The organism is Brevundimonas vesicularis, assembly GCF_027886425.1.
Classification (GTDB): Bacteria; Pseudomonadota; Alphaproteobacteria; order Caulobacterales; family Caulobacteraceae; genus Brevundimonas; species Brevundimonas vesicularis_C.
Genome location: NZ_CP115671.1, coordinates 684,029 through 708,561, shown reverse-complemented (window position 1 = coordinate 708,561; position 24,533 = coordinate 684,029). Strand labels below are relative to the sequence as shown.

Genomic DNA, 24,533 nt, shown 5'->3' with positions numbered 1-24,533 from the left:
GTCAGGCCGCGCCGGCCCACTGCGTCGGTTGCGAGGTCGATTCATCGGCTTGCAGGGCGCGCACGAAATCATCGCGCCAGATGCCGACATCAGTGGCGCGAACCACATCCATCAAGGCTTCCCATTTCCGGATCCGCTCGGCCAGCGGCATGGTCAGCGCCTTCTGGATGGCGTCCGACAGCTCTTCGCGACTGTAGGGATTGACCAGCAGCGCCTCGCCCATCTGTTCGGCCGCCCCGGCAAAGCGCGACAGGATCAGCACGCCGGGATCGTCCGGATTCTGGGCGCAGACATATTCCTTGGCCACCAGATTCATACCGTCGCGCAACGGCGTCACCAGCCCCACCCGCGCCGCGCGGTAGATGCCCGCCAGTTGATCCCGGCGATAGGTGCGGTTCAGATACCGGATCGGCTGCCAATCCATGTCGGCGAAGGCGCCGTTGATCCGTCCGGCCAGGGCGTCCAGCCGCGAACGAATATCCTGATAGCTGTCCACGTCGTCGCGCGAGATGGGCGTGACCTGCAACAGGAAGACCTCGCCCCGCATCGAGGCGTTGTCATGCAGGAACTGTTCGTAGCCCAGCAGCCGCTCTTCCAGCCCCTTCGAATAGTCCAGCCGGTCCACCCCCACGATCATCGAGCGGAAGGCAGAAGACGCCGCCATCCGGTCATAGGTTCGCGCTCCCAGGGTTGAGTTCCGCGCCGCCAGGAAGCCGTCCACGTCGATGCCGATTGGGAAAACGCCGGTCTGGACCTTGCGCCCGAAACACTCCAGCCCGCCGACGCCGTCCAGCTCGCCCTGTGCCTCCGACACCACATAGTCGGTGAACAGATCGCTCCATTCTTGGGTGTGGAAACCGATCAGGTCGAAGTCGAACATAGACTCCACCAGCCGCCGGTGATGCGGCAAAGTCACCAGCAACTGTCGCGCCGGCCAGGGCGTGTGCAGGAAGAAGCCGATCCGGTTGCGAATGCCCAGGCGGCGCAGATCCCGCGCCATCGGGATCATGTGGTAGTCGTGGATCCAGATCATGTCGTCCGGCTGGATCAGCGGCGCCAGCGCCTCGGCGAAACGCCGGTTCACCCGCTCATAGCCCTCGCCATAGGACCGCTCGTATTGGGCCAGGTCGATGCGGTGATGGAACAGCGGCCACAGCGTCTTGTTGGCGTAGCCGTTGTAGTATTCGTCTACGTCTTGCCCCTCCAGATCGACGAGCCCTACGGTGACGCCGGCCCGGTCCTCGATCTTCACCTCGCCGGTGTAGTGGTCCACCCGTTCGCCCGACCAACCGAACCACAGGCCGTCGTATTTTCTGAGGGCGGCGGACAGGGCCATGGCCAAGCCGCCGGCAGACCCGGCGGCGGGGTCGGTCGGGGCCGAAACCCGGTTCGAAACAACGATCAGGCGGCTCATGACTTCACTTCACACGGCGACCCCAGCCCCGGGGTCCAGACATTAACGCACATCGGTCCAGGAACGGCTCAACAGCACGGCGCAATTGATGATGCCGACCAGGGAATAGGTCTGCGGATAGTTGCCCCAAAGCTCGCCATCATCGATCGAGATATCCTCGCTCAACAACCCTGCAGCCGTTCGCCGGCTCAGCATCTCCTGGAAGATGGTGCGGGCTTCTTCGATGCGGCCGTTCTGGTGCAGGGCCTCGATGAACCAGAAGGTGCAGAAGTTGAACGCCGTCTCCGGCTCGCCGAAGTCATCCGGCTCCACATAGCGGAACAGGTGGCTGCCCTTCTTCAGGTCGCGCTCGATGGCGTCGAAGGTGGCGACCTGACGCGGATCGTGGGCGTCGAGGAAGCCAAGATCGGTCATCTGCAGCAGGGAGGCGTCCAGCTCGCGGCCGCCAAAGCTGGCGGCGAACCGGCCCTCGTCGGGCAGATAGGCCTCCGCTTCGATCCGCTGACGGATGATTTGCGCCCGCTCACGCCAGAAGGCGGCCCGATCCGGCAGATGCAGATGGTCGGCCGCCTTGGCCAGACGATCGCAGGCGGCCCAGCACATGACGGACGAATAGGTGTGGACCCGCGCAATCGTGCGGAACTCCCACAGGCCCGCGTCGGTCTGATCGTGCATGGCGAAGGCCCGCTCGCCGATCGCTTCCAGAGCGTGAAAATCCTCCAGCGTGCCCGGACGCAGCAGCCGTGCGTCATAGAAGGCCTGGACCAGAGGCAGCACGATCTGTCCGTAGACGTCGTGTTGCAGATGTTCGTGCGCCTGATTGCCGATCCGCACCGGCTTCATGCCGCGATAGCCCTCGACGCTGTCGATGATGCTCTCGCCGATTCCGGGTTCCAGGCCGACACCATAGACCGGCTGGACGTGGCCGCCGGCGGAATCGTCGACCAAGTTTCTCAGATAGACGAGATAGTTCTCCAGGATATCGACCGCGCCCAGCCGGTTCAGCGCCCGCACCGTATAATAGGCGTCACGAATCCAGCAGTAGCGATAGTCCCAGTTACGCCCGCTCTCCTTGAACTCGGGCACCGAAGTCGTCATGGCGGCGACGATGGCGCCGGTCTCTTCGTAGGCGCACAGCTTCAGCGTGATCGCCGCGCGGATCACCGCCTCCTGATAGTCGAGCGGCAGATAGAGTTTGCGCACCCAGTCCTGCCAATAGGCGATCGTGCGATCCAGCGCGCCCTGCACGCCGTGGCCGACATCCTGGTCGTAGCCCTCGTCCGGGCCCAGGAAGAAGGCGTGCGACCGCTCCAGCCGGAAGACTCGCTCCTCCAGCACATGCGACACGGGACAATCGGTCGTCAGGCGGAAGGTGACGTCGGCGCACATATAGCGGATGTGATTAGATCCGGAGGTGTGCGGCGCCGGGCGCGCGCCCCAGTCCGTCGAGGGCCGCAACCGCACACGGATACGCGGCGTGCCCGACAGGGACCGCACGATGCGAGCGAAGGCCAGCGGCCGATAGGTGCGCGAATGTTTCGGATGACGCGGGGCGAAATCGATGATCTCGGCCGACGAACCATCCTCGGCCGTCATGACCGTGCGCATAACCGGCGTGTTGCGGACATAGGCCTGATCGATCGTCTTCACGTCCTCCATCTCGATGGCCCAGAAGCCATGCTCGGGCGCCGTGCCGTCCATCAGGGCGGAAAAGACCGGGTCGCCGTCCACCCGCGGCGCGCAGGCCCAGACGAAGCGGCCCTGACGGTCGATCAGGGCGCTGACGCCGCAGTTGCCGATGGGGAACAAATCCAGATTGGGCTTCATCGGTTCAGGCCTTCGCTACGGCTTCAAGCCAGGTGAGCACGGCGTCCACATCGTCCAGGCGGTATCGGGCCGCCGTTTCGCGCTCGGGACCGACCAGCACGCCGTATCCGCCCAGCGCCGCCGCAGCCTCGAACCCGTATTCGTCGGTCAAATCGTCGCCCAGCATGACCGGGACGGCGCCCTTGAACGGCACCTCCTGCATGAAGGCCGTGACGGCCGTGCCCTTGTCGGCGCCGGGCGTTTTCAGCTCCAACACCATATGTCCGGGTTGAAGCGTCAGTCCCGTCTCGGCCTGAAGCTCGGCCGCCAGCCCCTTTGCGGCGCCGGCCTCATCCGGCGCCTGACGATAGTGCAGACCGACCGAGACGCCTTTGTCCTCGACGATCACGCCGGGGCGATCGGCGGCGAACTCCTCGAACGCATCCAGCGCCTGGGCGACGCCGGCGTCGGGCGTCTTGCGTTCAATGGAGCCGTCCTTCAGCCGCCGCTCCAGGCCATGCACACCCGAGCCCGAGACCAGTGCATGATCGGAAATGCGGTCAATCTCGGCGATGGTGCGGCCGCTGACGATGGCGACGCGGCCCGCCAGTCGCGCCTCAATAGCCTTCAGCGCCGCCGTACGACGCGCGGTCGGCACGACGGCGTCGGGCGTCGGGGCCATCGGCGCCAGCACGCCGTCCATGTCCAAGAATAGGGCGATCCCGTCGGCGACGACGGGCGGCGTCGGGAGCAATAGCGAGGCGGCTCCGGCATGAGACGGCATTTTACGATCAAACTCATTGTTTTAGTTCCCCGGTCGGAGTAACGCGCGAGAGCGGTAAAGGTTGACCTGAAACCGACAAAGTCGTCTGAAAAGGAGGCGGCTTGCGAAACGCCCTCATGGCGGATCGCGCTCGTCAAAGAAGGAGAGCCCGGCTGCGGGCCAGAACACTATGACCGAGATCGCTCACTCGACCCCCGACGACATCGCCGTAATGACCGACCGCGCCCGTGAAGTCGTGCGGCTGAACATTGAAGCGCTGGAGGCGCTGGAACGCTCGATCGACGTGTCGATGGCCCGCGCTGTCGATGTCATCATGAGCCGGCCGGGCTATGTCGTCGTCACTGGCATGGGCAAGTCGGGCCATATCGGCGGCAAGATCGCCGCCACACTGGCCTCGACCGGCACCAACGCCTTCTTTGTTCACCCCGCCGAGATGAGCCACGGAGACCTGGGGATGCTGCGTCCCGACGTGACGGTGCTGGCCATCTCCAACTCGGGCGAGAGCCGCGAGCTGCGCGATCCGCTGATCTATTGCCAGCGCAACGGCATTCCCGTGATCGCCATCACGCAGCGGCCGGCTAGCTTCCTCGGCCGAAACGCGGCTGTCTGCCTGACCATGCCGAAGGTGGCCGAGGCCTGCCCCAACGGCTTGGCGCCCACCACCTCGACCCTGATGACCCTGGCTCTGGGCGATGCCTTGGCCATGGTGCTGATGGATCGCCGCGAGTTTACGGCCATGGACTTCGGCCTGCACCACCCCGGCGGCGCCCTGGGCATGAGCTTGCAAAGCGTGCGCGAATGGATGGGCGATAACGCCGCAGCGCCCGCCAGCGTGCCTCAAGACGCCAGCTTCAGCAATGTCGTCTCGGCGATCACCGAGGGCAGAAAAGGCGCGGTGGCCGTGCTCGATACAGATGGCGCGCTCGTTGGCATCGTGACCGATGGGGATATTCGCCGCGCATTTCAGCATGAGACAACACATTGTAAGGCGGCTGACATCATGAGCTCCAATCCCATCACCGTCGATCCGGACGCGCGTATGAGCGATGTCGTCGATCTGTTGACCGTCAACAAGATCGCCAATTTGTTCGTGGTCGAGGACGGCAAGCCTACGGCCATTGTCCATATCGCCGAACTGATGCAGGCCGGCTACGTCGCCTAGGATGCGCATTCTCTACGACGCCAGCCGGCTGATGAGCCGGGCCGAACGGTCGGCGCCGACGGGCGTGGACCGGGTGTGTCTGGCCTATGCCGAATGGCTGCTCGCCTCGCCCGATGTCACGACCATCCCGGTGCGTGGCCGCAAGAACCGGTTGGTCGCCGTCGAGATCGGCTGGTTCCGGCGGTTCGTGGCCGATCTGCGCGCCAAGTGGAACGGCGCCGCCAGCACGGCGGCTGATCTGGCGCACGAACAGCGGCTGCTCGCAGCCCTGACGGCGGAACGACGGCCAGCCGCCTCGGTGCTGTGCCCGGTGCCCCCTCCCGAGAAGGAGAAGCCCGCCGACAAGACGCGGGTTTTCAAACAGTTCTTTCGCTCTCGTCATGTCGCACCGCTGCCGGCGGCGGATACGTATCTTACCGTTGGCCACACTACCCTGCATGAGCCGACGGCCCTTGAAGATCTGAAGGCTGCCGGGATCGAGCGCGTCGTCCTGCTGCACGATCTGATTCCGCTCACCCACCCTGAATTCTGCCGCCCCGGCGACGGCGACAAACACTATGCACGGGTCTCAAACACCCTGCGTCTGGCCAGCCAGATCATCGTCAACTCCGCCTATACGGGCGATGAACTCCGAGCCTTCGCCGAGCGCGAGGGCCTGCCTCTGCCGCCGGTCCACGTCGCCCACCTCGGGTTGGAGCCGGCCTTCGTAGCCGGCAACGCGATTCAGGCGCCGCGCCCCTATTTCGTCCACGTCGGCACGATCGAGGCGCGCAAGAATCTGGCCTTGCTCTTGACCCTTTGGCGACGCCTGGAAGAACGGATGGGCGATCAGACGCCGTCCCTGGTGCTTGTTGGTCGCTACGGCTGGGAGAACGAGGCGGTGCTGGATCACCTGCAGCGCTCGCCCAATCTGCAAGGGGTCGTTCATCAGGCGGCGAATCTGTCCGATGCTGTCTTGGCCAGGCTGATGCGCGGGGCTCGCGCCGTACTCGCCCCCTCCTCCGTCGAAGGGTTCGACCTTCCCGCCGTAGAGGCCTGCGCCATGGGTTTGTCGCTGATCGCCTCCGACATTCCGCCGCACCGCGAGTTGACGTCGAACGCCGAATTGATCGATCCGCTCGACGGACTTGGCTGGCTGGCCGCCATCAAACGCGCGACGATTGCGCCTTCGCCAACGCCGCCTTCCTACCAGGCGCCGTCCTGGTCGGAGCATTTCCGCATCGTCGCCGACGTCATCGGCCTTGAACACGCCTAGCCTCTGGCGAGCGCGCTCAAAGGCTTGTAATCAATCTGCGAACAAGGGCTAACCAGCTTTATGACGCGCACCATCCTGCCGCTTGCCATCGTCGCCATCTTAGGCGGCTGTTCCACCTTGCCGCGCGACGGACCTTCGGGCGCCTCAGTCAATGCCGGCGCGACGACCGCTACCGCTCTTGGCAGCTACGCCCTTGTGCCCCTGACGTATGAGGTTACTGAGCGGATCAAACAGATCCCGCCGCAATTTTTGGGCACTCTTGCCACCGGCTCAAGCGACCAGCCCGCAGATATAATTGGCGAAGGCGACACTTTAGCCATTTCGATCTACGATCCATCAGGCTCGTTGTTCGGCGGGACACAAATAGGGGGTGGGGCTCAAGCACTGCCGCCCGCATCGGTTGATCGCAGCGGTTCGATTTCAGTTCCCTACGCAGGATCAGTTCGCGTCCAAGGCTTAACGCCGCCCCAAGCGGCGGAGGCAATCCGCCGGGCCCTCCGAGGCAAGGTCGCCAACCCTCAAGTGCTCGTGACCATATCGGGCAACGCGTCAAACACGGTGAATGTCCTTGGAGACGTTGTTCGGCCGGGGCGCGTACCGCTGGGCGTCGAAAGCAATCGCGTTTTGGATGTTGTGGCGGCGGCTGGCGGATCCGCGCGCGCTACGGACGATCTCATCATCAATGTTCAACGAGGTAGTAAAACCTACTCGGCACCTCTGACGGCTGTCACGACACAGTTCGGAGAGAACGTTCAGCTACAGCGCGGTGATATCGTCAACGTAATCTACAAACCACGCCGCTTCTCAACGTTCGGCGCCCTCAATGCTGTAGCACAAGTCGATATGCCGGCCGGTCCCATGACGCTGACCGGCGCCATGTCGAAGGTCGGCGGCCTTAACACTGCCACGGCCAATGCCCGCCGCGTCCTGATCTTCCGCTTCGAACGGCCAGAGGTGGCCGAAGCCTTGGGTATTCGCCAGCCAGCGACGCCGCGCGGCGTGCCAGTCGTCTATGAACTGAACTTCAATGACGCAGCCAACGTTTTCGCCGCCACCAATATGCAGGTCATGCCCGAAGACGTAATCTATGTGCCGCTGGCAGGCGCCGCCGAAGCGCGCAAGTTCTTCGAGTTTGTTCAGACGGTGACGCGCGTTATCTATGATGTGTCGGTGACCAGCGCGATTAACGTCGACTGACGTCATGGCCAGACGGCGGGCGCTGCTTTCGGGACTGTTTTCGCACAAGTCACCGGCTGCGCCCGCCGAGAACACGATCGACCCGTTCGATCGCCGGACCGATCTTGCGCAGGAGCAATCCGACGCCTTGAGCCTGGCCTTGGCTGAAATCGAAGCCGGGGCGCTGGAAATCTACGCCCAGGCCGGCCTGCCCACCCAGCCGGGCCACTATCGTCGCGATCCCGACACGGGGGACTGGATTTTCTTGGCCCGCCAGATCGAGCCGTCCGAACGCTTCGCCTTGGCCCTGCGCTATCCGCCCGAACAGGGATGGCGCTTCGCCCGGCTGGAAGATTTGGGCGCGCGGTCGGACCGCGAGGATGTGCAGGCCGCCGCGCGTCTAATGGCCGACGTCGCGAGCTTGCGGGCGTCTCGACGCGCCGTGCTGACCCAGGATCATCTGCTGACCGCCATGGAACTAGGCGCCGCCTGGCGAGCCTTGCGCGATGCGCAGGCTTTTCGCACGTCTCGCCTTACCCTGTCGGCGCCACAGGCCCCACGTCCCAAGGCGCTGAAGGGCGACAAGCCGTCAAGGCCGCGCTAGAGAGCCCGCCTCCCCGAACAGCAGGCTCCTCCTATGTCCGACGCCCCCGAATATCCGCCCGAAGATCAGCCCGTCGGTCGCATCATCGCCATGCCCGCCGACACCAACCCCGAGGGCGACATCTTCGGCGGCTGGCTGCTGGCGCAGATGGACCTTGCGGGCGCGACCCCGGCGTTCGAACTGGCCTGCGGTCGCTGCGCCACCGTGGCGCTGGACGGCATGGTCTTTCACCAGCCGGTCTCGGTCGGCGACGAGGTCAGCATCTACGCCCACGTCATCGGCTCGGGCCGCACCTCCATCCGCGTCCAGGTCGAGGCGTGGAAGCGGGCGCGGGGACAGCCCCAGGCCGCTTCGGTACGCGTGACCCAGGGCGTCTTCACCTATGTGGCCATCGACGAAAACCGCAAACCCCGCGCTCTGCCCGGCAAGGCGTAAAGCGCGGCAAGAGGCGCAAATCTTGACCTTGCGCCGGGGCGGGCCTACGTCCCGGCCATGGCCATTCGACGCATCCTCACCATCGACAACGCCGCCGACTTGGCGATCCTGAAGCAGGTGTCCAAGCCCGTCGCGGCCGTGGACGACGCCGTCCGCGCCCTGATGGATGATATGCTGGAGACGATGTACGACGCGCCGGGCATCGGCCTGGCCGCCGTTCAGATCGGCGCACTGGACCGGGTCATCGTCATGGATCTGGGCGACAAGGACGGCGTGGTCTGCGAGACCGAGGAAGAGGCGGCCGAGAACGCCGAGGCGCGCAAGAATCCGCGTTTCTTCGCCAACCCGGAAATCCTGTGGACCTCGGACGAGCTCTACACCTACGAGGAAGGCTGCCTGTCGATCCCTGAGTATTTCGACAAGGTGGAACGCCCGGCCCGCGTCCGCATTCGCTATCTGAACCGTGACGGTCAGTCGGTGGAGGAAGAGGCTGAGGGTCTCTACGCCGTCTGCATCCAGCACGAGATGGACCACCTTAACGGCGTGCTTTTCATCGACCATCTGTCGCGTCTCAAGCGGGACCGCGCCGTGACCAAGGTCAAGAAGGCCGCCCGCGACAGGATCGCCGCCTGATGACCAAGATCGTCCGCCCCGAACGTATCGAACGCGCTGCGCGCCGGATCGCCCCGTCCATCCCGCGCGGCCGTTCGCTGATCATCGACGCCTCTGGCCGTCGTCGCCTGACGCGCAGTCAGAAGGTCGGCGTCGCCGGCGTCGCCACCCTGGCCGGCGTGGCCTTGCTGGGCGTGTTGGCGGGCCTTCTGCTGGACCGCCTGCTCGATTTCGACGACGCCCTGGACGCGGGCGGCGAATGGGACGAGGGCGGCGGCGTCTTCACCCGCTGGCAGTAAGCCGCCTAAAGTTCTAAAGGCGTGCCCATGCGCCTTGCCTTTATGGGAACTCCCGACTTCGCCGTGCCGTCCCTGGCCGAGCTGATCGCCTCGGGTCACGAGATCGTGGCCGTCTATTCGCAGCCGCCACGCCCAAAGGGCCGGGGCCAGAAGCTGACTCCGTCGCCCGTCCACGCCTTCGCCGAGACCATGGGGCTGCCCGTCTTCACGCCCGAATCCATGAAGGACGCCGAGGCGATCGATACCTTCAGAAGTCTGGATCTGGATGCGGCCTGCGTCGTCGCCTATGGCCAGATCCTGAAGACCGAGGTGCTGGAGGCGCCACGCCTGGGCTGTCTGAACCTGCATGGCTCCCTGCTGCCGCGCTGGCGCGGGGCCGCCCCGATCCAGCGCGCCATCATGGCCGGCGACAAACAGACCGGCGTCCAGATCATGCAGATGAGCCTGGGTCTGGACGAAGGCCCCATCCTGCTCAGCGAACGGATGGACATTCTGCCCGACGACACGGCCGCCAGCCTGTCCGAACGGATGGCCCATGTCGGCGCGGGCCTGTGGCCCCGCGCGCTGGCCGCCATCGACCGGGGCGGCGTCACCCCCTCGGAACAGGTTGGAGAGCCGACCTACGCCAAGAAGATCACCCCGGCCGAGGCCCGGATCGACTGGACCCGCCCGGCCGCCGATGTGGACGCCCACATCCGGGGCCTTTCGCCCTTCCCCGGCGCCTGGTTCGAGGCCCCGTCAGAGGCTGGCCCCGTGCGGATCAAGGCGCTGCTGTCGGGCCTGGCGGACGGATCCGGCGCGCCTGGAACCGTGCTGGATGACGCCCTGACCGTGGCCTGCGGCGACGGCGCCGTGGGTCTGATCCGCGTTCAGCGCGAAGGCAAGGCGGCGCAATCGGCCGAGGAGATGCTGCGCGGCTTTCACGTGGCGGCCGGGAGCGTGCTCGGCTGATGCCGCGCTATAAGCTGACGATCGAGTACGACGGTACGGCCTACAACGGCTTCCAGGCGCAGGACGGCCAGCCGACGGTGCAGGGCGCGCTGGAGGCGGCGATCCACGCCTTTTCCGGCGAGCGGATCCGCATCGCCGCCGCCGGCCGCACCGACACCGGGGTCCACGCGACGGCCCAGGTCATCCATGTCGATCTGGACCGCGACTGGCCCGTCGATACCGTGCAGAACGCCATGAACGCCCATCTGGTGCGCCAGGACGTCTGTGTCCTGGCGGCCGAATATGCGCCTGACCCTGACTGGCACGCACGGTTCTCGGCGACTGGCCGGGGCTATCTGTACCGCATCCTGAACCGCCGCCCCCAGCCCGTGCTGGAGCGCGACCGCGTCTGGCACGTCAAGAAGACCCTGGACGCCGAGGCCATGCACCACGCGGCCCAGGTGCTGGTCGGCCACCACGACTTCACCACCTTCCGCGACGTCGGCTGTCAGTCCAAATCGCCGGTCAAGTCGCTGGACGTGGCGCGCGTGTCCCGGTTCGGCGAGGAGGTGCATCTGGTGTTCCAGGCGCGCAGCTTCCTGCACCGCCAGGTCCGGTCCATGGCCGGGACCCTGGTCGAGGTGGGGCTGGGTCGCTGGAGCGCCCACGACGTCAAGGCCGCGCTGGAGGCGAAGGACCGCGCGCGGTGCGGCCCCGTCGCCCCCTCGGCAGGGCTCTATCTCAGCGGCGTGCGCTACGACTGAATCCGCCAGTCAGCCGCGCTGCTGCACCAGCACCTCGGCGATCTGGACCGCGTTCAGGGCCGCGCCCTTCCTCAGATTGTCGTTGGAGACGAACAAGGCGAGGCCGTGCTCGACCGTCGGATCGGGGCGCACGCGCCCGACGAAGACCGGGTCCTGACCCGACGCCTCCAGCGGGTTCGGCACGGCCGTCACCACCACGCCGGGCGCCTGGGCCAGCAGCTCCAGCGCCTGAGCCGCCGACAGCGGGCGCTCGAACTCGACATTCATCGAAAGCGAATGGCCGGTGAAGACCGGCACCCGCACGCAGGTGCCCGAGACCGGCAGGCCGGGGATTTCCAGGATCTTGCGGCTCTCGTCGCGCAGCTTCAGCTCCTCGTCGGTATAGCCGTCTTCGCCCAGCGTATAGTTCAGGGCCACGACGTTGGCGGCGATCGGCACGACCCACTTCTCGGGCGCGCCGAAGTCCACGGCCCCGCCGTCGCGGGCAAGGACCGCACCCTGCCCCACGGTGGCGCGCGACTGGTCCTCCAGCACGCGGATGCCCTCGATCCCCCCGCCCGAGACGGCCTGATAGGTGGACACCGTCAGACGCTTCAGCCCCGCCGCGTCGTGCAGGGGCTTGAGCACCGGCATGGCGGCCATGGTGGTGCAGTTGGGGTTGGCGATGATCCCCTTGGGTAGATTGGCCAGGGCGTGGGGGTTCACCTCGGCGACCACCAGCGGCACCTGCGGGTCGGAACGCCAGGCCGAGGAGTTGTCGATCACCACCGCCCCGGCCGCCGCCACCTTGGGCGCCAGGGCCCTGGACGTCTCGCTGCCCGCCGAGAAGAAGACGATGTCCAGACCGGCGTAGTCGGCGCTCGCCGCATCCTCGACCACGATGTCGTTGTCACCGAAGCGGATGGTCTTGCCCGCCGACCGGGCCGAGGCGAACAGACGCAGCGAGGCCAGCGGAAAGTTCCGCTCGGCCAACAGGCTGCGCATCATCTCGCCGACGAGGCCGGTGGCGCCGACGATTCCCACGTGGGGCGGGTTGGACGGGGAAAAGGACATGAAGACGTCTCCTGAAAGGATGGAGGCGCGGGGTTCAGCCGGATCGACCGCCCCGCGCATCGGCGGGGCTTGGGATCGGGTTGTCGCTAGACCGCGCGCGCACCCGAAACCGCCCCGCCGAAGCCGGTGGTTTTCGAGGTCATCGTTTTAAGCGGGCGCTTGGTCACGGCGACGCTCTCTAAGGGTGAGAAACGGTCGTGTAAACGGGCAGTGACGAAAGAATTCCCGCAAAGAGATGGGGAACGGCCCTGCACACGCAATAAAGCCGCTGCCCAAACCCTCCCACCCGTCATCCTCGGGCTTGACCCGAGGATGACGGGTGAAAGTTTCAGACCTTCGACAGGATCAGCGTGCCGTTGGTGCCGCCGAAGCCGAAGCTGTTGGACATCACGTGCGTCAGTTCGCCGTCGTGGCGCTGGCGCAGGATCGGCATGCCTTCGAACGCCGGATCGAGATTTTCGATATGGGCGCTTTCGGCGGCGAAGCCGTTCTGCATCATCAGCAGGCAGTAGATGGCTTCCTGGGCGCCGGCAGCGCCGAGCGAGTGGCCAGTCAGCGACTTGGTCGAGGAGATCATCGGCATCTGGTCGCCGAAGACGGCGCGCACGGCCTCCATCTCCTTGGCGTCGCCCACGGGCGTCGAGGTCCCGTGCGGGTTCAGATAGTCGATCTTCGGATTGCCGGCCTGTTCCAGCGCGATCTTCATGCAGCGCTGGGCGCCCTCGCCCGAGGGAGCGACCATGTCGTAGCCGTCGGCGTTGGCGCCATAGCCGGTGACCTCGGCATAGATGGTCGCGCCGCGCGCCTTGGCTCGCTCGTATTCTTCCAGCACCACGATGCCCGCGCCGCCGGCGATGACGAAGCCGTCGCGGTTGGCGTCATAGGCTCTGGAGGCGACCGACGGATTGTCGTTGAAGTCCGACGACATGGCGCCCATGGCGTCGAACATATTGGACATGGACCAGTCGATGTCCTCGCAGCCGCCGGCGAAGACCACGTCCTGCTTGCCCCACTGGATCTGTTCGACCCCGGCGCCGATGCAGTGGGCGCTGGTCGCGCAAGCCGAGCTGATTGAATAGTTGATGCCGCGCATCTGGAACCAGGTCGACAGCACCGCCGACGGGCCCGACGCCATCGCCTTGGGCACCGCGAACGGGCCGATGCGCTTGGGCGCGCCCTTTTCGACCGTGGTCGCGGCAGCCTGCAGGATCACCTGGGTCGAGGGACCGCCCTCGCCTACGATCAGGCCGATCCGGTCATCCTTGATCTCGTCCGCCGTCATGCCCGACGACTTCAGCGCTTCTTCGAAGGCGATGTGGCCCCAAGCCGTGCCGTTGGCCAGGAAGCGGGCGGCGCGACGGTCGACCAGCTCTTCCCACGGACCGATCTTGGGCGGCGCCCAGACCTGGCTGCGGAAGCCGTATTTGGCGTGGTCGGGGGCATGAACGACGCCCGACCGGGCTTCGCGCAGGGACTGGGTCACCTCCTCGGCGCCGTGGCCGATGGAAGAGACGATGCCCAGGCCGGTGACGACGACACGACGCATGGTGTTTCCTTCTTGATGCTTCCTGGTCCGAGGACCGTCCGCCTTGTTCGCGGTTATATAGGGGCGTTAACCGCCCGCCGCCTCTTCCTTGGCGCCGAACAGGCCGACCCGCATGTCGTTGCAGGTGTAGATGACCTGGCCGTCGGCCTCCAGCACGCCGTCGGCGATGCCCATGACCAGCTTGCGGTTGATGACGCGTTTCAGGTTGATCTTATAGACCACCTTCTTGACGTCCGGGGTGACCTGGCCGGTGAACTTGACCTCGCCGACGCCCAGGGCGCGGCCGCGGCCGGGACCGCCGATCCAGCCCAGATAGAAGCCGACCAGCTGCCACATGGCGTCCAGGCCCAGGCAGCCCGGCATGACGGGGTCGCCGATGAAGTGGCATTGGAAGAACCAGAGGTCGGGATGGATGTCGAGTTCGGCCTCGACATAGCCCTTGCCGTGCTCTCCGCCGTCCGCATTGATCGTGGTGATGCGGTCGAACATCAGCATCGGCGGGGCGGGCAGCTGGGCGTTGCCGGGACCGAACAGCTCGCCGCGGCCCGAGGCCAGCAGGGCCTCATGATCGAAGGACGAAGGATATTGGGACTGGGTCAAGGCGCTTCCGTTTCTTAAGGCGTTGCGCGCGGGTTACACGACCGCGCCGCTTCGCTCAACAGCGTGCGGTCAGTTGCGACCCGTGCCCGCGGGGCGATTGGCGTTGCACAGTGCGCGTTCTTGGGTGCCGAACACGGCCCGCTGGGCCACGAAACCCTCCAGCCGTCGCGCCCGGACCTTGCACCAGCCCTCTTCGCATTCGTCCAGCATCACCAGGGCGCGCGGCGACAGGCGCGCCCGCACCGACGCCGTCTCGGATCGGCCGGACCGGATCGGCACTTCCTCGGCAGTCGTGTTGAAAACATAGCGCCGGCCCGACGACACCGTGCGGTGGATCCAGGCCACGGCGCCGTCGGGATCGCAGATCTTGCGCCATTCGGTCGTCTCGGCGATCACCTGAACCGGCAGCCCGGCGGCCCGATATTCCCACAGGATCGGATAATCCAGGCCCGGCCCCTGGCGCGCGCGGACGTGCGAGGACTTCAGCGAAATCCAGCGCGGCACCTCAAGCCCCGTCGGCGTCGGGCGGCCGTCGGGCATGGTCGCGCCGGCGCTGGCCATCACGCCGAGGCCGAGAACGGCTCCCACGATGGCGATGCGGCGTCGCAGGCTTTGGAAGATGGCGGCGGCTTTGCTAGACACTGATTGGAACGACCCGTCGCGCGGGCTTTGATCCGTCTGAATCGCCGCCCGCTAACCAAGGCCGAGAATGTCCCCCCGCAAGCTTAAGGTCGTATTAACCAGACGCCTGCCCGACGCGGTCGAAACGCGCATGCGCGAGTTGTTCGACGCCGAGCTGAACCTGAAGGATCAGCCGATGGATCGCGCCGCGCTGCGGGCCGCCGTCCAGCGGGCCGAGGTTCTGGTGCCCACCATCACAGACGTCATCGACGCCGACCTGATCAATGGCGCAGGCGAGCAGTTGAAGATGATCGCCAACTTCGGCGCCGGTGTGGACCATATCGACGTCGATGCGGCCGTGGCGCGCGGCATCACCGTCACCAACACCCCCGGCGTCCTGACCGAGGACACCGCCGACCTGGCCATGAGCCTGATCCTGGCCGTCAGCCGCCGCATCGTCGAGGGCGCCCAGGTGGTGGCCGAAGGCCGGTTCGAGGGCTGGACCCCGACCTGGATGTGCGGACGCAAGCTTTGGGGCAAGCGGCTGGGTATCGTCGGCATGGGCCGGATCGGCCAGGCCCTGGCCCGCCGCGCCAAGGCCTTCGGGCTTCAGGTCCACTATCACAATCGCAAGCCCGTCCCGGCCTTGATTGAGGAAGAGCTGGGCGCGACCTACTGGGACGACCTGGACCAGATGCTGGCGCGGATGGACATCGTCTCGCTGAACTGTCCGGCGACGAAGGACACCCACCATCTGCTGTCAGCCGAACGCCTGGCCCGGCTCCAGCCCCACGCCATCCTGATCAACACGGCGCGCGGAGAACTGATCGACGAGGCGGCCCTGGCCCAGGCGGTAGCCATGCGCGCTCTGTCCGGCGTCGGCCTGGACGTTTTCGAGAACGAGCCCGCCATCCATCATGGCCTGCTGGGTCAATCCAATGTCGTGCTCCTGCCCCACCTGGGTTCCGCCACGTTGGAAGCGCGCCAGGACATGGGCGACCGCGTCATCGCCAACGTCATGACCTACCAGAACGGCCACCGCCCGCCGGATCGGGTCATCCCCGCAATGCTTTAGGGCGCAGCCAGCAAACGCTCGGCCGCATCGGGATATTTTTGCGCCAGCCGCGCCGCCCAGTCGGCCTTGAGCGGCAGCGGCGCGCGCACCTCGCGAATGCGGCGCTCGACCAGGGCGGCGGCCTCGCGGTGCGCGGGCCAGTCCATCAGAAACCCCAGCGCCGTCTCTACATCGGCGTAGGTCGCGGCGTGAGCCAAGGCGCGGTCCAGCGCTTCCACATCGTCGAAGTCCGGCAGGCGCGCCAGATAGGCCCGCAGCAACGGAGCGGACAGGTCGCGCTCGAACATCGCCCAACGCAGGCCCTGCGCCTCTTCCTTGCGGCCCTCGGCTTCCAAGAGGTCGATCGAGGTCGCCTCCCATGCCGGCGTCAGGACCGGCGGTTCGGCCTGCGGCGATCGCCCGAAGGTCCAGCGCCGGTTGCCCGCCGAAGGCTTGAGCGCCGCCTCCAGCGCCTGACGCGCTTCGGGCACACGGTCCGCGACCAGCAGCCGCTTGGCCATCACCGCCGCAAAATCCGGCGAGCCCTGTTCCTCCGGCGTCGTCATCGACAGCCACAGGTCCAGATCGCCCGCCCGGTCGGCCAGCCGTCGCACGACCGTCCGCATGCCGCGCGCGCTGGATGCAGTATCGAGACGATCCAGCAGCCTCTTGGCCATGTCCGCCGTCAGATCGTCGCCGCCCGCGCCGATCCAGCGGGCGTATTCGAGCGGTTGCCGCGCCACCGCCTCCGCCAGCAGACCCACTGTGCTTTCGTCCGTCCGAACCGCAGCCTCGGCGATCCGCCACAGGTCCGAGGCTGCCGTTTCGAACGCGTCGGCCAGTTCGCCCTTCTGATCCTTGACCCGCGTCGCCAAGCCGCGAAACAGGTCGAACCAGCCGATCAATCGCTCCAACCCCATCGCCGGCGCGGCCTCGGCCAAATCCTCGACGATTGCAGCCCGCAGAATCTCCAGATCGCGCAGCAGGTCCGGCCGCTTTCGCCACGACACGCGCGCGCGGCTGGCCGCGATGGTTGTCAATCGCTTGTCGATTTCCAGAGCCAGCAGATCCGGCCCCGCCTCAGCCGCCATCACCAGCCTGAGCCGCCGCTTCAGGATCGCATCCGCATCCGCCGCCTGCATCAGCAGTTCGCCCAGACGCTCAGCGCCCAAGCCGCTGAGATTTGCGGCGTTCAGGCGTTTGGGCGAGGCGGGACGTCGGGCCATCAGGCCTCCTTTTCACAAGTCTGTCGGACCGAACTCACACGGCTGTCGAAAACCGCTGGCAGGGGAGGAACCGTCGTAAACGCGCTTCGTTTCCGGCGTCCTGATCGAGGAAGTGTGCGTTGGACTCCTACTACTGCATCGTCAACCTGCCCGGCGTTCCGGTGCGGGACATCTGCGTCCTCGACGCGGCGAACGACACGACGGCCAATCAGGCGCTGGAGGCGATCGCCCGCAACTGGGTCGGGTTCGAAACCCTCTATCTCTATTGCGGCGAACGTCTGGTGACGGTGCTCAGCAACCCGGCGCTGGGCTTCGCTCCGCCGCTGCCTGACTTGGATCTGGCCGACATCCGTTTCGCGACGGCCGCCTGAGCGTCAGCCGCAGACCGGGCATTCCGGATCAGCGGCGACCCGCACGGTCCGCGCCGAGCCTGCCAGACCGTCATACAGCATCAGCCGTCCCGTCAGGGCCTCGCCCGCGCCGGTGATCAGCTTGACGACCTCAAGCGCCGCCATCGACCCGATCACGCCGGTCAGAGCGCCCACGACGCCGACGCGCGCACAGGTTTCGGCATCCGGCGGAACCTCGGGCACCAGGCATTGATAGCAGGGCTGGCCCGCAAACACGCCGACCTGCCCGTTCCAGCGGCCCAGCGCCCCAGACACCAGCGGCTTGCTCGCCGCAACACAGGCCGCGTTGACCCACAGCCGGGTCTGGAAATCGTCGGTCCCGTCCAGCACGATGTCGAAGGCTCCGATCCGCGTCGCCGCATTTTCGGCGGTGATCCGTTCGGCGAAGGTTTCGACCGCGACATGCGGATTGAGGCCGACCAGCCGTTCCGCCGCCGCCTCGACCTTCGACCGGCCGACCTGCGCCGTCGAAAAGGCGATCTGCCTCTGCAGATTGGACAGACCCACAACATCGTTGTCGATCAGGCCCAGGGTCCCGACGCCCGCCGCCGCCAGATAGAGCGCCACCGGCGATCCCACGCCGCCCGCGCCGACGATCAACACCCGCGCGCGCTTCAGCGCCTGCTGCCCCGGCCCGCCCAATTCGGACAGGACCAGATGGCGCGCATAGCGTTCGACTTCGTCTTCGGAAAAGATCACCGCCCTATCTAGCGCCGCACAAATCCCGACGCGAGGGGCCTATCGCCTCAGGCGGCCATCCGCACGTGTTCGCACGACAGCAGCTTTTCCAGACCCGCGCTGGACAGATCGCTCAGGCGTCGTCCGCGCAGAATGTCGGCGGCCTGCTGGGTGCTGAGGGCGCACAGCCGCGCGGGTTCGCGCATCCGCCGCTGCATGACGGGCCGATCATCCAGGACGCGGATGTTGTGATGACGCGGGTCTTTCCAGAGGCGCGACATCAGGCGGTCCAGGTCCGCACGGGCGCCCTCGATGACCTGGGCCATCTCGCCCTCGTAGAACAGCATGGCGCTGCCGATCTCGTCGCGGCGATTGTTTCGCTCCGACGCGCCGAGGATTTCGGCAAGCGACTGGATCGTGTGGTTGGCGCCACCGATCATTTCACTCACGAAAACGACGCGGTAAAGCAAAACCTGTCCCTCGATTTCAAAGAACCGCGAAAGCGGATTGCGCCTTCTAGCCAATATTGGGGTCAAAATAAGACAGTGTTACACCGAGGCGCGACAGACTTGATGCCGGCCCCCGGCCGCGCCATCTGATCGTCATGACCCAGACCGCATCCAACTTCCCCGACTGGCACGGCACCACCATTCTGGCGGTGCGCAAGAACGGACGCACCGTGATCGCCGGCGACGGCCAGGTCTCGATGGGCCCGACGATCGTCAAGGGCGCCGCCCGCAAGGTGCGCACTCTGGCCGGCGGCAAGGTGCTGGCCGGCTTTGCCGGCGCCACGGCCGACGCCTTCACCCTGATCGAACGGCTTGAGGCGAAGCTGGAGCAGTATCCTGATCAGCTGGCGCGCGCCTGCGTCGATCTCGCCAAGGATTGGCGCACCGACCGCTATTTGCGCCGTCTGGAAGCCATGCTGCTGGTGGCGGACAAGTCGTCCATCTTCACCGTAACGGGCGTCGGCGATGTGCTGGAGCCGGAATATGGCGTCGCCGCCGTGGGTTCGGGCGGCAACTACGCCCTGTCGGCCGCCCGCGCCCTGATCGAGGAAACCGATCTGGACGCCGAACAGGTCGCGCGCAAGGCCATGAAGATCGCCGCCGAAATCTGCGTCTACACCAACGGCAATCTAACCGTGGAAACGCTTCAGGCCTGACCCGTCAGGCGGGTCAGATCACTTCGGCGATCAGGCCCAGCGCCTTGGCCTCCTGGGCCTCGATGTACCAGTTGGCGGGGGCGCGTTTCAGCACCTCCTCCATCGTGACCGACGATCCGCGCACCAGATTCTCGAAACCTTCGTTCTGGATGGCGATGGAGTGTTCCAGCTCGTTCAGCATGGCGCGAACCGAGGCGATGCAGGTCGTCAGCGGCCCCGAGACATGCAGTTGCTTATCCATCTTGCGCTCATGGATCATCACTCGCGCGCCCCGCGTCAGATAGCGGTTCTCCACCGCAAAGAAGCTCATGAAGGTGGCGCCGGCGGAATAGATCGCCGCCTTGCCCAGAAAGACCAGCCGGCGGGACGGATTGATGTCGCTTTGAAAGCGCACGTCCTCGCCCATCATGCGCGCCACCTCCGGATCACCGCCCAGGGTGGACAGTTCGATGACGGTCAGCCCGGTGTCGGGCGCCTCCGCCATCTGCTGGCGGAAGCGGTCGTACATGGCGTAATCGACCGCGCCGGCGAGAAGAATGCGCGGCGTATCGAAAGCTTCGGCCGTCAGAACGCCGCTCGGCGCCGCCTCTGACATCAGAGCTCGGCCGCGGCGGCGGCGTCGTCGCTGATGGGATAGCCCTGGGCCGACGCCCATGACCGGGCTTCTCGGATCGAGAAAAAGGCCTGGTTCTGCATCCGCCGCGACCCCGCGTCATCGACCAGCTCGCACTCCCACCACCGGATCGTGCGACGATCGGAGGTGTTGCAGGTGCGCGGAACGAGAAGGGCGTGGGGCGTCATGCGCCATCAACGAAAAATCCGCACAGCGGTTCCGCCCGATATCAGGATTTCGTCTTTAGGAACAGACCATTGCATGGCGCCGACGGTAGCTGTCTTTACGTCAGCCGCCGTGCAAAATTTGCGATCAAGGGCGCCTTGGCTTAAGCGCGCGCCATGACCGACGCCGCGCCTCCCCGCCCCCTCGCCCGCAATCCGCGCGGCTTCGCCGACAAGCGCGGCCGTGACCTGACCGCCGAGCGGCGCATCGTCGCGCGCGTGTCAGAGGTTTATGAGCGCTGGGGCTTCGAGCCGCTGGAGACGCCAGCCTTCGAATATGCCGATGCGCTGGGCAAGTTCCTGCCCGACGCCGATCGGCCGAACGAGGGCGTCTTCGCACTACAGGACGACGCCGGATCGGACGAGCCGGGCGAATGGATGGCCTTGCGCTACGACCACACCGCGCCCCTGGCCCGGTTCGCGGCCCAGACCTGGGAAACCCTGCCCAAGCCGTTCCGCCGCTATGCCTATGGCCCCGTCTGGCGCAATGAAAAGCCTGGCCCCGGCCGATTCCGCGAGTTCTGGCAGTGCGACGCCGACACTGTCGGCTCCGACCGGCCCGAGGCCGACGCCGAAATCATCGCCATGGGCTGCGAAGGCCTGCGCGCCGCCGGTCTGGACGCCGGCCAGGCCCAGATCCGCGTTTCGAACCGCAAGCTGTTCGACGGCCTGTTCGACGCCGGCGGCGTGACCGAGGCCGGTCAGCGACTGACCGCCCTGCGCGCTATCGACAAGTTCGACCGCCTGGGCTGGGAGGGCGTGGTCCAACTGCTGGGCGAAGGGCGTCTGGACGACTCGGGCGACTACACCAAGGGCGCCCAGCTGCCCGCCAAGGTCACGGCCGCCATCGAGGCGTTTCTGGCCTCGGCCAATACCCCCGGCCTGTCGCGAGCCGAGACGCTGCACGCCGTCGCGCACTCCGGCGACCTCGGCGCGGCGGGCGAGGCGGCGCTCAACGAACTGGCCGCCATCGACCGGGCGCTGGCCGCCATGTCGGTCGGCCAGGACGCCGTGAAGTTCGATCCGACCATCGTGCGCGGCCTGGAATATTACACCGGCGCCGTGTTCGAGGCCGAACTGCTGCTGGACACGGTTGACGACAAGGGTCGTCCCGTCCGCTTCGGCTCCATCGGCGGCGGCGGCCGCTATGATGATCTGGTCGCCCGCTTCACCGGTCAGAGCACGCCGGCGACCGGCTTCTCCTTCGGCGTCTCGCGTCTGGCCTCGGCCCTGCGCGCGGCGGGACGAGGCGCTGAGGACGCCGTGCGCGGCCCCGTGGTCGTCATCGTCTTCTCCGAGGACGACATGGCTCATTATCTGATCGCCGTCGCCGAACTGCGCGCCGCCGGGATCGCCGCCGAGCTTTATCTGGGTCGCGCCGGCATGAAGGCGCAGATGAAATACGCAGACCGGCGCGGCGCCCCGGCTGTCGTCATCCTTGGCGGAGACGAGATCGCCGCCGGCGAGGTCACGATCAAGGATCTGGACGCCGGCCGCGCCGCCGCCGCCGCCATCACGGACAACGACGCCTGGAAGGCCGAACGCCCCGGCCAGATGAAAGTCCCCCGCGAAGGCCTGGTCGCCGCCATCAGGTCCATTATCGAATAAGCTTCGATAATGACTGGTTCCTGAAATGGGTTATCAGTGATAAGTCGAAGAAAGTTCGACTCTTGCCAAACCGGCCGTTGACGACCGACCGGCCCTTGCGTCAAATGACCTCACTCGAGGGCAAGCGTTGCTCAAGCGCGCAGCACTCGAAGGCGTTTCGGGGAGGAAACGTCCGCTCTTTAAAGAGCGCGAAAGCCCGCTGCGATGTATCCCCCGCAGCGGGCTTTTTCGCGTCTGGCGCTCAGACAAACGCCCATAAAACCTCGACAAATTCTCGATACGGTGTCGAAATCGAGTAGCCCTGTCTCGATATGAAAAAGGCCGGGGCGAACCCCGGCCTTTCCATTCTCGAACAAGCGTCGCCCTACCAGAGGCGGACGCGTTCCTCGGGCGTCAGATAGTATTTCGTGCCGGGCTGGACGTCGAAGGCGTCGTACCAGGCGTCGACGTTGCGCAGCGGGCCGATGACGCGGAACTGGGCGGCCGAGTGCGGGTCGGTGGCGACCTGCTGCTTCAGCGCCTCGTCGCGGTACTTCGACTGCCAGACCTGAGCCCAGCCATAGAAGAAGCGCTGGTCGCCGGTCGTGCCGTCGATCATGGGCGCCGGCTGACCATTCAGCGACAGGTGATAGGCCTCGAGACCGACGGCCACGCCAGACGCGTCACCGATGTTCTCGCCCATCGTCAGGCCAGGGTTGATGTGATAGCCCGCGATCGGCTCATAGGTCGCATATTGCGCGCCCAGACGCGCCGTCAGGGCCTCGAAGTTGGCCTTGTCTTCCGGCGTCCACCAGTTGCGCAGCACGCCGTCGCCATCGGACTTAGAGCCCTGGTCATCGAAGCCGTGGCCGATCTCGTGCCCGATCACGCCGCCGATGCCGCCATAGTTGACCGCCGCATCGCCGTTCGGATCGAAGAAGGGCGGCTGCAGGATGGCCGCCGGGAAGACGATCTCGTTGTTGGCCGAGTTGTAGTAGGCGTTGACGGTCTGCGGAGTCATGCCCCACTCCGACTTATCGACCGGCTCGTTCAGACGGGCCAGATCATAGTTCCACTCGAACAGGCCGCGGCGCTCGGCGTTGCCGACCAGGTCGTTCGCACGAATGTCCAGGCCGGAGTAGTCGCGCCACTTGTCAGGATAGCCGATCTTGACGGTAAACTTGCGCAGCTTTTCCTGCGCCGCCGCTTTGGTCTCGGTCCCCATCCAGGTCAGGTTGTCGATCCGGTGCGACAGGGCGGTGCGCAGATTGGCGACCAGTTCTTCCATCTTGGCCTTGGATTCGGCCGGGAAATACTGGGCGACGTAGAGCCGGCCCGTGGCCTCGCCCAGCGATCCTTCGGCGAAGGAGATCGCGCGCTTTTCGCGGGTGCGCTGCTCAGGCTGACCCGACAGATCGCGCGAACGGAACTCCCACTGAGCGTCGGCGAAGCGCTTGGACATCAGCGGCGCCATGTCGTCTGCGGTGTGGAAGGCCTGCCAAGCCTGCAGCAGTTCGACCGGCGTCTCGGCGTAGATGGCCGCGATCTTGGGCATGGCCGTATCCTGACGCACGATCAGGCGCGGCACGCCGCCCAGCTTGGCCGCATCGTAATAGGCCTGCCAGGCGAAGCCCGGCGCGTCCTCGGCCAGTTTGGCGATGGTGAACTCGTTGTAGGTCCGGTCGCGGTTGCGGTTCTCCACCGGGGTCCAGTGGGCCTCGGCGATCTTGGTTTCCAATGCGACGATCTGGGCGGCGGTCTCGGTCGGGTTGGTCCAGCCGATCATCTCCAGCATCCGGCCGACATAGGCCTGATACTTCTCTTTCTTGTCGGCGAAACGGGCGTCCAGATAATAGTCGCGGTTCGGCAGGCCGATGCCCGACTGGCCCGTCGAGACGACGTAGCGGGTCGGTTGCTTGGAATCGATCGTGATGCCGGTGCCGAAGAAGGACGAGCCGAAGCGGCCGGCCGTCTGGCCCATATAGACGGCCATCTTGTCGTGGCTGTCGGCGGCGCGGATCGCGGCCAGATAGGGCTGCAGCGGCTGGGCGTCCAACCGCTCGATGCGCGCCTCGTCGATGTAGGACCGATAGGCGTCAGCGACCTTGGCCTCATCCGATCCGGGCGCCAGGTCGGTGCGGTTGGCCAGGCCCAGCACCAGTTCCTTCATGCGGTTGTCCGACAGTTCACGCAGCAGGGCGAACGAGCCATAGCTGGTGCGGTCCGACGGAATGACCAGCTTTTCCAGCGCCTTGCCGTTGGCGTATTGGAAGAAGTCGTCGCCCGGCTTCACCGAGGTGTCGCGGCCGGCCAGGTCGAAGCCCCAGGTTCCGTAGCGGGGCGCCTCTGTCCCCTGCCAGCCGGCTGCCGTCTCTTCGCCCGAGAACAGCGAAACGAGGGTGCAGGCGTCGTCGATGCAGGCGTGGTCGTGACCGATATCCTGAGCCAGAACCGAGCTGGCGGGCAGAAGAAGGGCGCCGACGGCGGCCCCGATAAGCAGACGTTTCATCACTAT

At 66.2% G+C, this 24,533-nt stretch carries 26 protein-coding genes; 13 read left to right on the top strand and 13 right to left on the bottom strand.

From position 1 onward, the window contains the following. Position 1: 1 nt before the first annotated feature. Genes PFY01_RS03525 through otsB form a run of 3 tightly spaced genes read right to left on the bottom strand, consistent with a single transcriptional unit; the run spans position 2 to position 4,004 of the window. Complete coding sequence (locus PFY01_RS03525; protein WP_271042449.1) at positions 2-1,414, bottom strand: alpha,alpha-trehalose-phosphate synthase (UDP-forming); 1,413 nt, start codon at positions 1,412-1,414, stop codon at positions 2-4. A 42-nt stretch (positions 1,415-1,456) separates the two neighbouring features. After that, positions 1,457-3,241: a glycoside hydrolase family 15 protein gene (locus PFY01_RS03520; RefSeq protein ID WP_271042448.1), complete on the bottom strand. Its 1,785-nt coding sequence runs from the start codon at positions 3,239-3,241 to the stop codon at positions 1,457-1,459. A gap of 4 nt (positions 3,242-3,245) precedes the next feature. After that, entirely contained in the window at positions 3,246-4,004 is a 759-nt protein-coding gene (gene otsB / locus PFY01_RS03515; protein WP_271042447.1) for a trehalose-phosphatase, read from the bottom strand. A gap of 169 nt (positions 4,005-4,173) precedes the next feature. Here otsB and PFY01_RS03510 point away from each other — a divergent pair, with 169 nt between their 5' ends. Genes PFY01_RS03510 through truA form a run of 9 tightly spaced genes read left to right on the top strand, consistent with a single transcriptional unit; the run spans position 4,174 to position 11,241 of the window. Next, positions 4,174-5,166, top strand: coding sequence for a KpsF/GutQ family sugar-phosphate isomerase (locus tag PFY01_RS03510; protein ID WP_271042446.1), 993 nt, complete (start codon positions 4,174-4,176; stop codon positions 5,164-5,166). 1 nt (position 5,167) lies between these two features. Beyond that, positions 5,168-6,421: a glycosyltransferase family 4 protein gene (locus PFY01_RS03505; protein WP_271042445.1), complete on the top strand. Its 1,254-nt coding sequence runs from the start codon at positions 5,168-5,170 to the stop codon at positions 6,419-6,421. A gap of 60 nt (positions 6,422-6,481) precedes the next feature. After that, the gene (locus tag PFY01_RS03500) at positions 6,482-7,618 is read left to right on the top strand and encodes a polysaccharide biosynthesis/export family protein (RefSeq protein ID WP_271042444.1); all 1,137 of its coding nucleotides are present in this window, start codon (positions 6,482-6,484) and stop codon (positions 7,616-7,618) included. 4 nt (positions 7,619-7,622) lie between these two features. Beyond that, on the top strand, positions 7,623-8,201 hold the full coding sequence (locus tag PFY01_RS03495; protein ID WP_271042443.1) for a hypothetical protein: 579 nt from the start codon (positions 7,623-7,625) through the stop codon (positions 8,199-8,201). Between the two features lie 33 nt (positions 8,202-8,234). After that, a complete protein-coding gene (locus PFY01_RS03490) occupies positions 8,235-8,636 on the top strand; it encodes an acyl-CoA thioesterase (protein ID WP_242077814.1) in 402 nt (133 codons plus the stop codon). A gap of 57 nt (positions 8,637-8,693) precedes the next feature. Further along, the gene (def, locus tag PFY01_RS03485; RefSeq protein WP_039243916.1) at positions 8,694-9,269 is read left to right on the top strand and encodes a peptide deformylase; all 576 of its coding nucleotides are present in this window, start codon (positions 8,694-8,696) and stop codon (positions 9,267-9,269) included. Continuing rightward, positions 9,269-9,547, top strand: coding sequence for a hypothetical protein (locus PFY01_RS03480; RefSeq protein ID WP_271042442.1), 279 nt, complete (start codon positions 9,269-9,271; stop codon positions 9,545-9,547). Before def ends, PFY01_RS03480 begins: the two co-directional genes overlap by 1 nt. Before the next feature lie 27 nt (positions 9,548-9,574). Further along, entirely contained in the window at positions 9,575-10,498 is a 924-nt protein-coding gene (gene fmt / locus PFY01_RS03475) for a methionyl-tRNA formyltransferase (protein ID WP_271042441.1), read from the top strand. Next, positions 10,498-11,241, top strand: coding sequence for a tRNA pseudouridine(38-40) synthase TruA (truA, locus tag PFY01_RS03470; RefSeq protein WP_271042440.1), 744 nt, complete (start codon positions 10,498-10,500; stop codon positions 11,239-11,241). Before fmt ends, truA begins: the two co-directional genes overlap by 1 nt. A gap of 9 nt (positions 11,242-11,250) precedes the next feature. Here truA and PFY01_RS03465 read toward each other — a convergent pair whose 3' ends face one another. From PFY01_RS03465 to PFY01_RS03450, 4 genes are all read right to left on the bottom strand, one after another. Beyond that, positions 11,251-12,294, bottom strand: coding sequence for an aspartate-semialdehyde dehydrogenase (locus PFY01_RS03465; protein ID WP_420197043.1), 1,044 nt, complete (start codon positions 12,292-12,294; stop codon positions 11,251-11,253). A gap of 328 nt (positions 12,295-12,622) precedes the next feature. Beyond that, positions 12,623-13,840, bottom strand: coding sequence for a beta-ketoacyl-ACP synthase I (gene fabB / locus PFY01_RS03460; RefSeq protein ID WP_017504958.1), 1,218 nt, complete (start codon positions 13,838-13,840; stop codon positions 12,623-12,625). A 66-nt stretch (positions 13,841-13,906) separates the two neighbouring features. Next, positions 13,907-14,440: a 3-hydroxyacyl-[acyl-carrier-protein] dehydratase FabA gene (gene fabA / locus PFY01_RS03455; RefSeq protein ID WP_271042438.1), complete on the bottom strand. Its 534-nt coding sequence runs from the start codon at positions 14,438-14,440 to the stop codon at positions 13,907-13,909. A gap of 69 nt (positions 14,441-14,509) precedes the next feature. Continuing rightward, positions 14,510-15,082, bottom strand: a complete 573-nt coding sequence (locus PFY01_RS03450) for an SH3 domain-containing protein (protein WP_240484458.1) — start codon at positions 15,080-15,082, stop codon at positions 14,510-14,512. Between the two features lie 67 nt (positions 15,083-15,149). Here PFY01_RS03450 and PFY01_RS03445 point away from each other — a divergent pair, with 67 nt between their 5' ends. Next, positions 15,150-16,136, top strand: coding sequence for a 2-hydroxyacid dehydrogenase (locus tag PFY01_RS03445; RefSeq protein ID WP_271042437.1), 987 nt, complete (start codon positions 15,150-15,152; stop codon positions 16,134-16,136). Here PFY01_RS03445 and PFY01_RS03440 read toward each other — a convergent pair. Further along, on the bottom strand, positions 16,133-17,341 hold the full coding sequence (locus PFY01_RS03440; protein ID WP_271042436.1) for a DUF6880 family protein: 1,209 nt from the start codon (positions 17,339-17,341) through the stop codon (positions 16,133-16,135). The two genes, PFY01_RS03445 and PFY01_RS03440, sit on opposite strands and share 4 nt — an antisense overlap. A gap of 119 nt (positions 17,342-17,460) precedes the next feature. On the opposite strand from PFY01_RS03440, the gene PFY01_RS03435 reads away from it, so the two are divergent. Then, positions 17,461-17,712, top strand: coding sequence for a hypothetical protein (locus PFY01_RS03435; RefSeq protein ID WP_199060586.1), 252 nt, complete (start codon positions 17,461-17,463; stop codon positions 17,710-17,712). A gap of 3 nt (positions 17,713-17,715) precedes the next feature. Here the strand turns inward: PFY01_RS03435 and PFY01_RS03430 are convergent, their stop codons facing one another. Beyond that, positions 17,716-18,450, bottom strand: coding sequence for a HesA/MoeB/ThiF family protein (locus tag PFY01_RS03430; RefSeq protein ID WP_271042435.1), 735 nt, complete (start codon positions 18,448-18,450; stop codon positions 17,716-17,718). A 47-nt stretch (positions 18,451-18,497) separates the two neighbouring features. Next, positions 18,498-18,869 carry a BLUF domain-containing protein gene (locus tag PFY01_RS03425; RefSeq protein ID WP_235559286.1) on the bottom strand — a complete coding sequence of 124 codons (372 nt, stop codon included), beginning with the start codon at positions 18,867-18,869 and terminating at the stop codon, positions 18,498-18,500. Positions 18,870-19,033: 164 nt separating this feature from the next. Here PFY01_RS03425 and hslV point away from each other — a divergent pair, with 164 nt between their 5' ends. Beyond that, positions 19,034-19,594: an ATP-dependent protease subunit HslV gene (gene hslV / locus PFY01_RS03420; RefSeq protein ID WP_017504950.1), complete on the top strand. Its 561-nt coding sequence runs from the start codon at positions 19,034-19,036 to the stop codon at positions 19,592-19,594. A gap of 13 nt (positions 19,595-19,607) precedes the next feature. Here the strand turns inward: hslV and PFY01_RS03415 are convergent, their stop codons facing one another. Together PFY01_RS03415 and PFY01_RS03410 are read right to left on the bottom strand one after the other, a co-directional pair. Next, positions 19,608-20,189, bottom strand: coding sequence for a ClpP family protease (locus tag PFY01_RS03415; RefSeq protein ID WP_271042434.1), 582 nt, complete (start codon positions 20,187-20,189; stop codon positions 19,608-19,610). Further along, positions 20,189-20,395, bottom strand: a complete 207-nt coding sequence (locus PFY01_RS03410) for a hypothetical protein (RefSeq protein ID WP_265151161.1) — start codon at positions 20,393-20,395, stop codon at positions 20,189-20,191. Before PFY01_RS03410 ends, PFY01_RS03415 begins: the two co-directional genes overlap by 1 nt. A 153-nt stretch (positions 20,396-20,548) precedes the next feature. On the opposite strand from PFY01_RS03410, the gene hisS reads away from it, so the two are divergent. Continuing rightward, positions 20,549-22,039: a histidine--tRNA ligase gene (gene hisS / locus PFY01_RS03405; protein ID WP_271042433.1), complete on the top strand. Its 1,491-nt coding sequence runs from the start codon at positions 20,549-20,551 to the stop codon at positions 22,037-22,039. Between the two features lie 364 nt (positions 22,040-22,403). Here the strand turns inward: hisS and PFY01_RS03400 are convergent, their stop codons facing one another. Next, positions 22,404-24,527 carry a M13 family metallopeptidase gene (locus PFY01_RS03400; protein WP_271042432.1) on the bottom strand — a complete coding sequence of 708 codons (2,124 nt, stop codon included), beginning with the start codon at positions 24,525-24,527 and terminating at the stop codon, positions 22,404-22,406. Between the last annotated feature and the right edge of the window lie 6 nt (positions 24,528-24,533).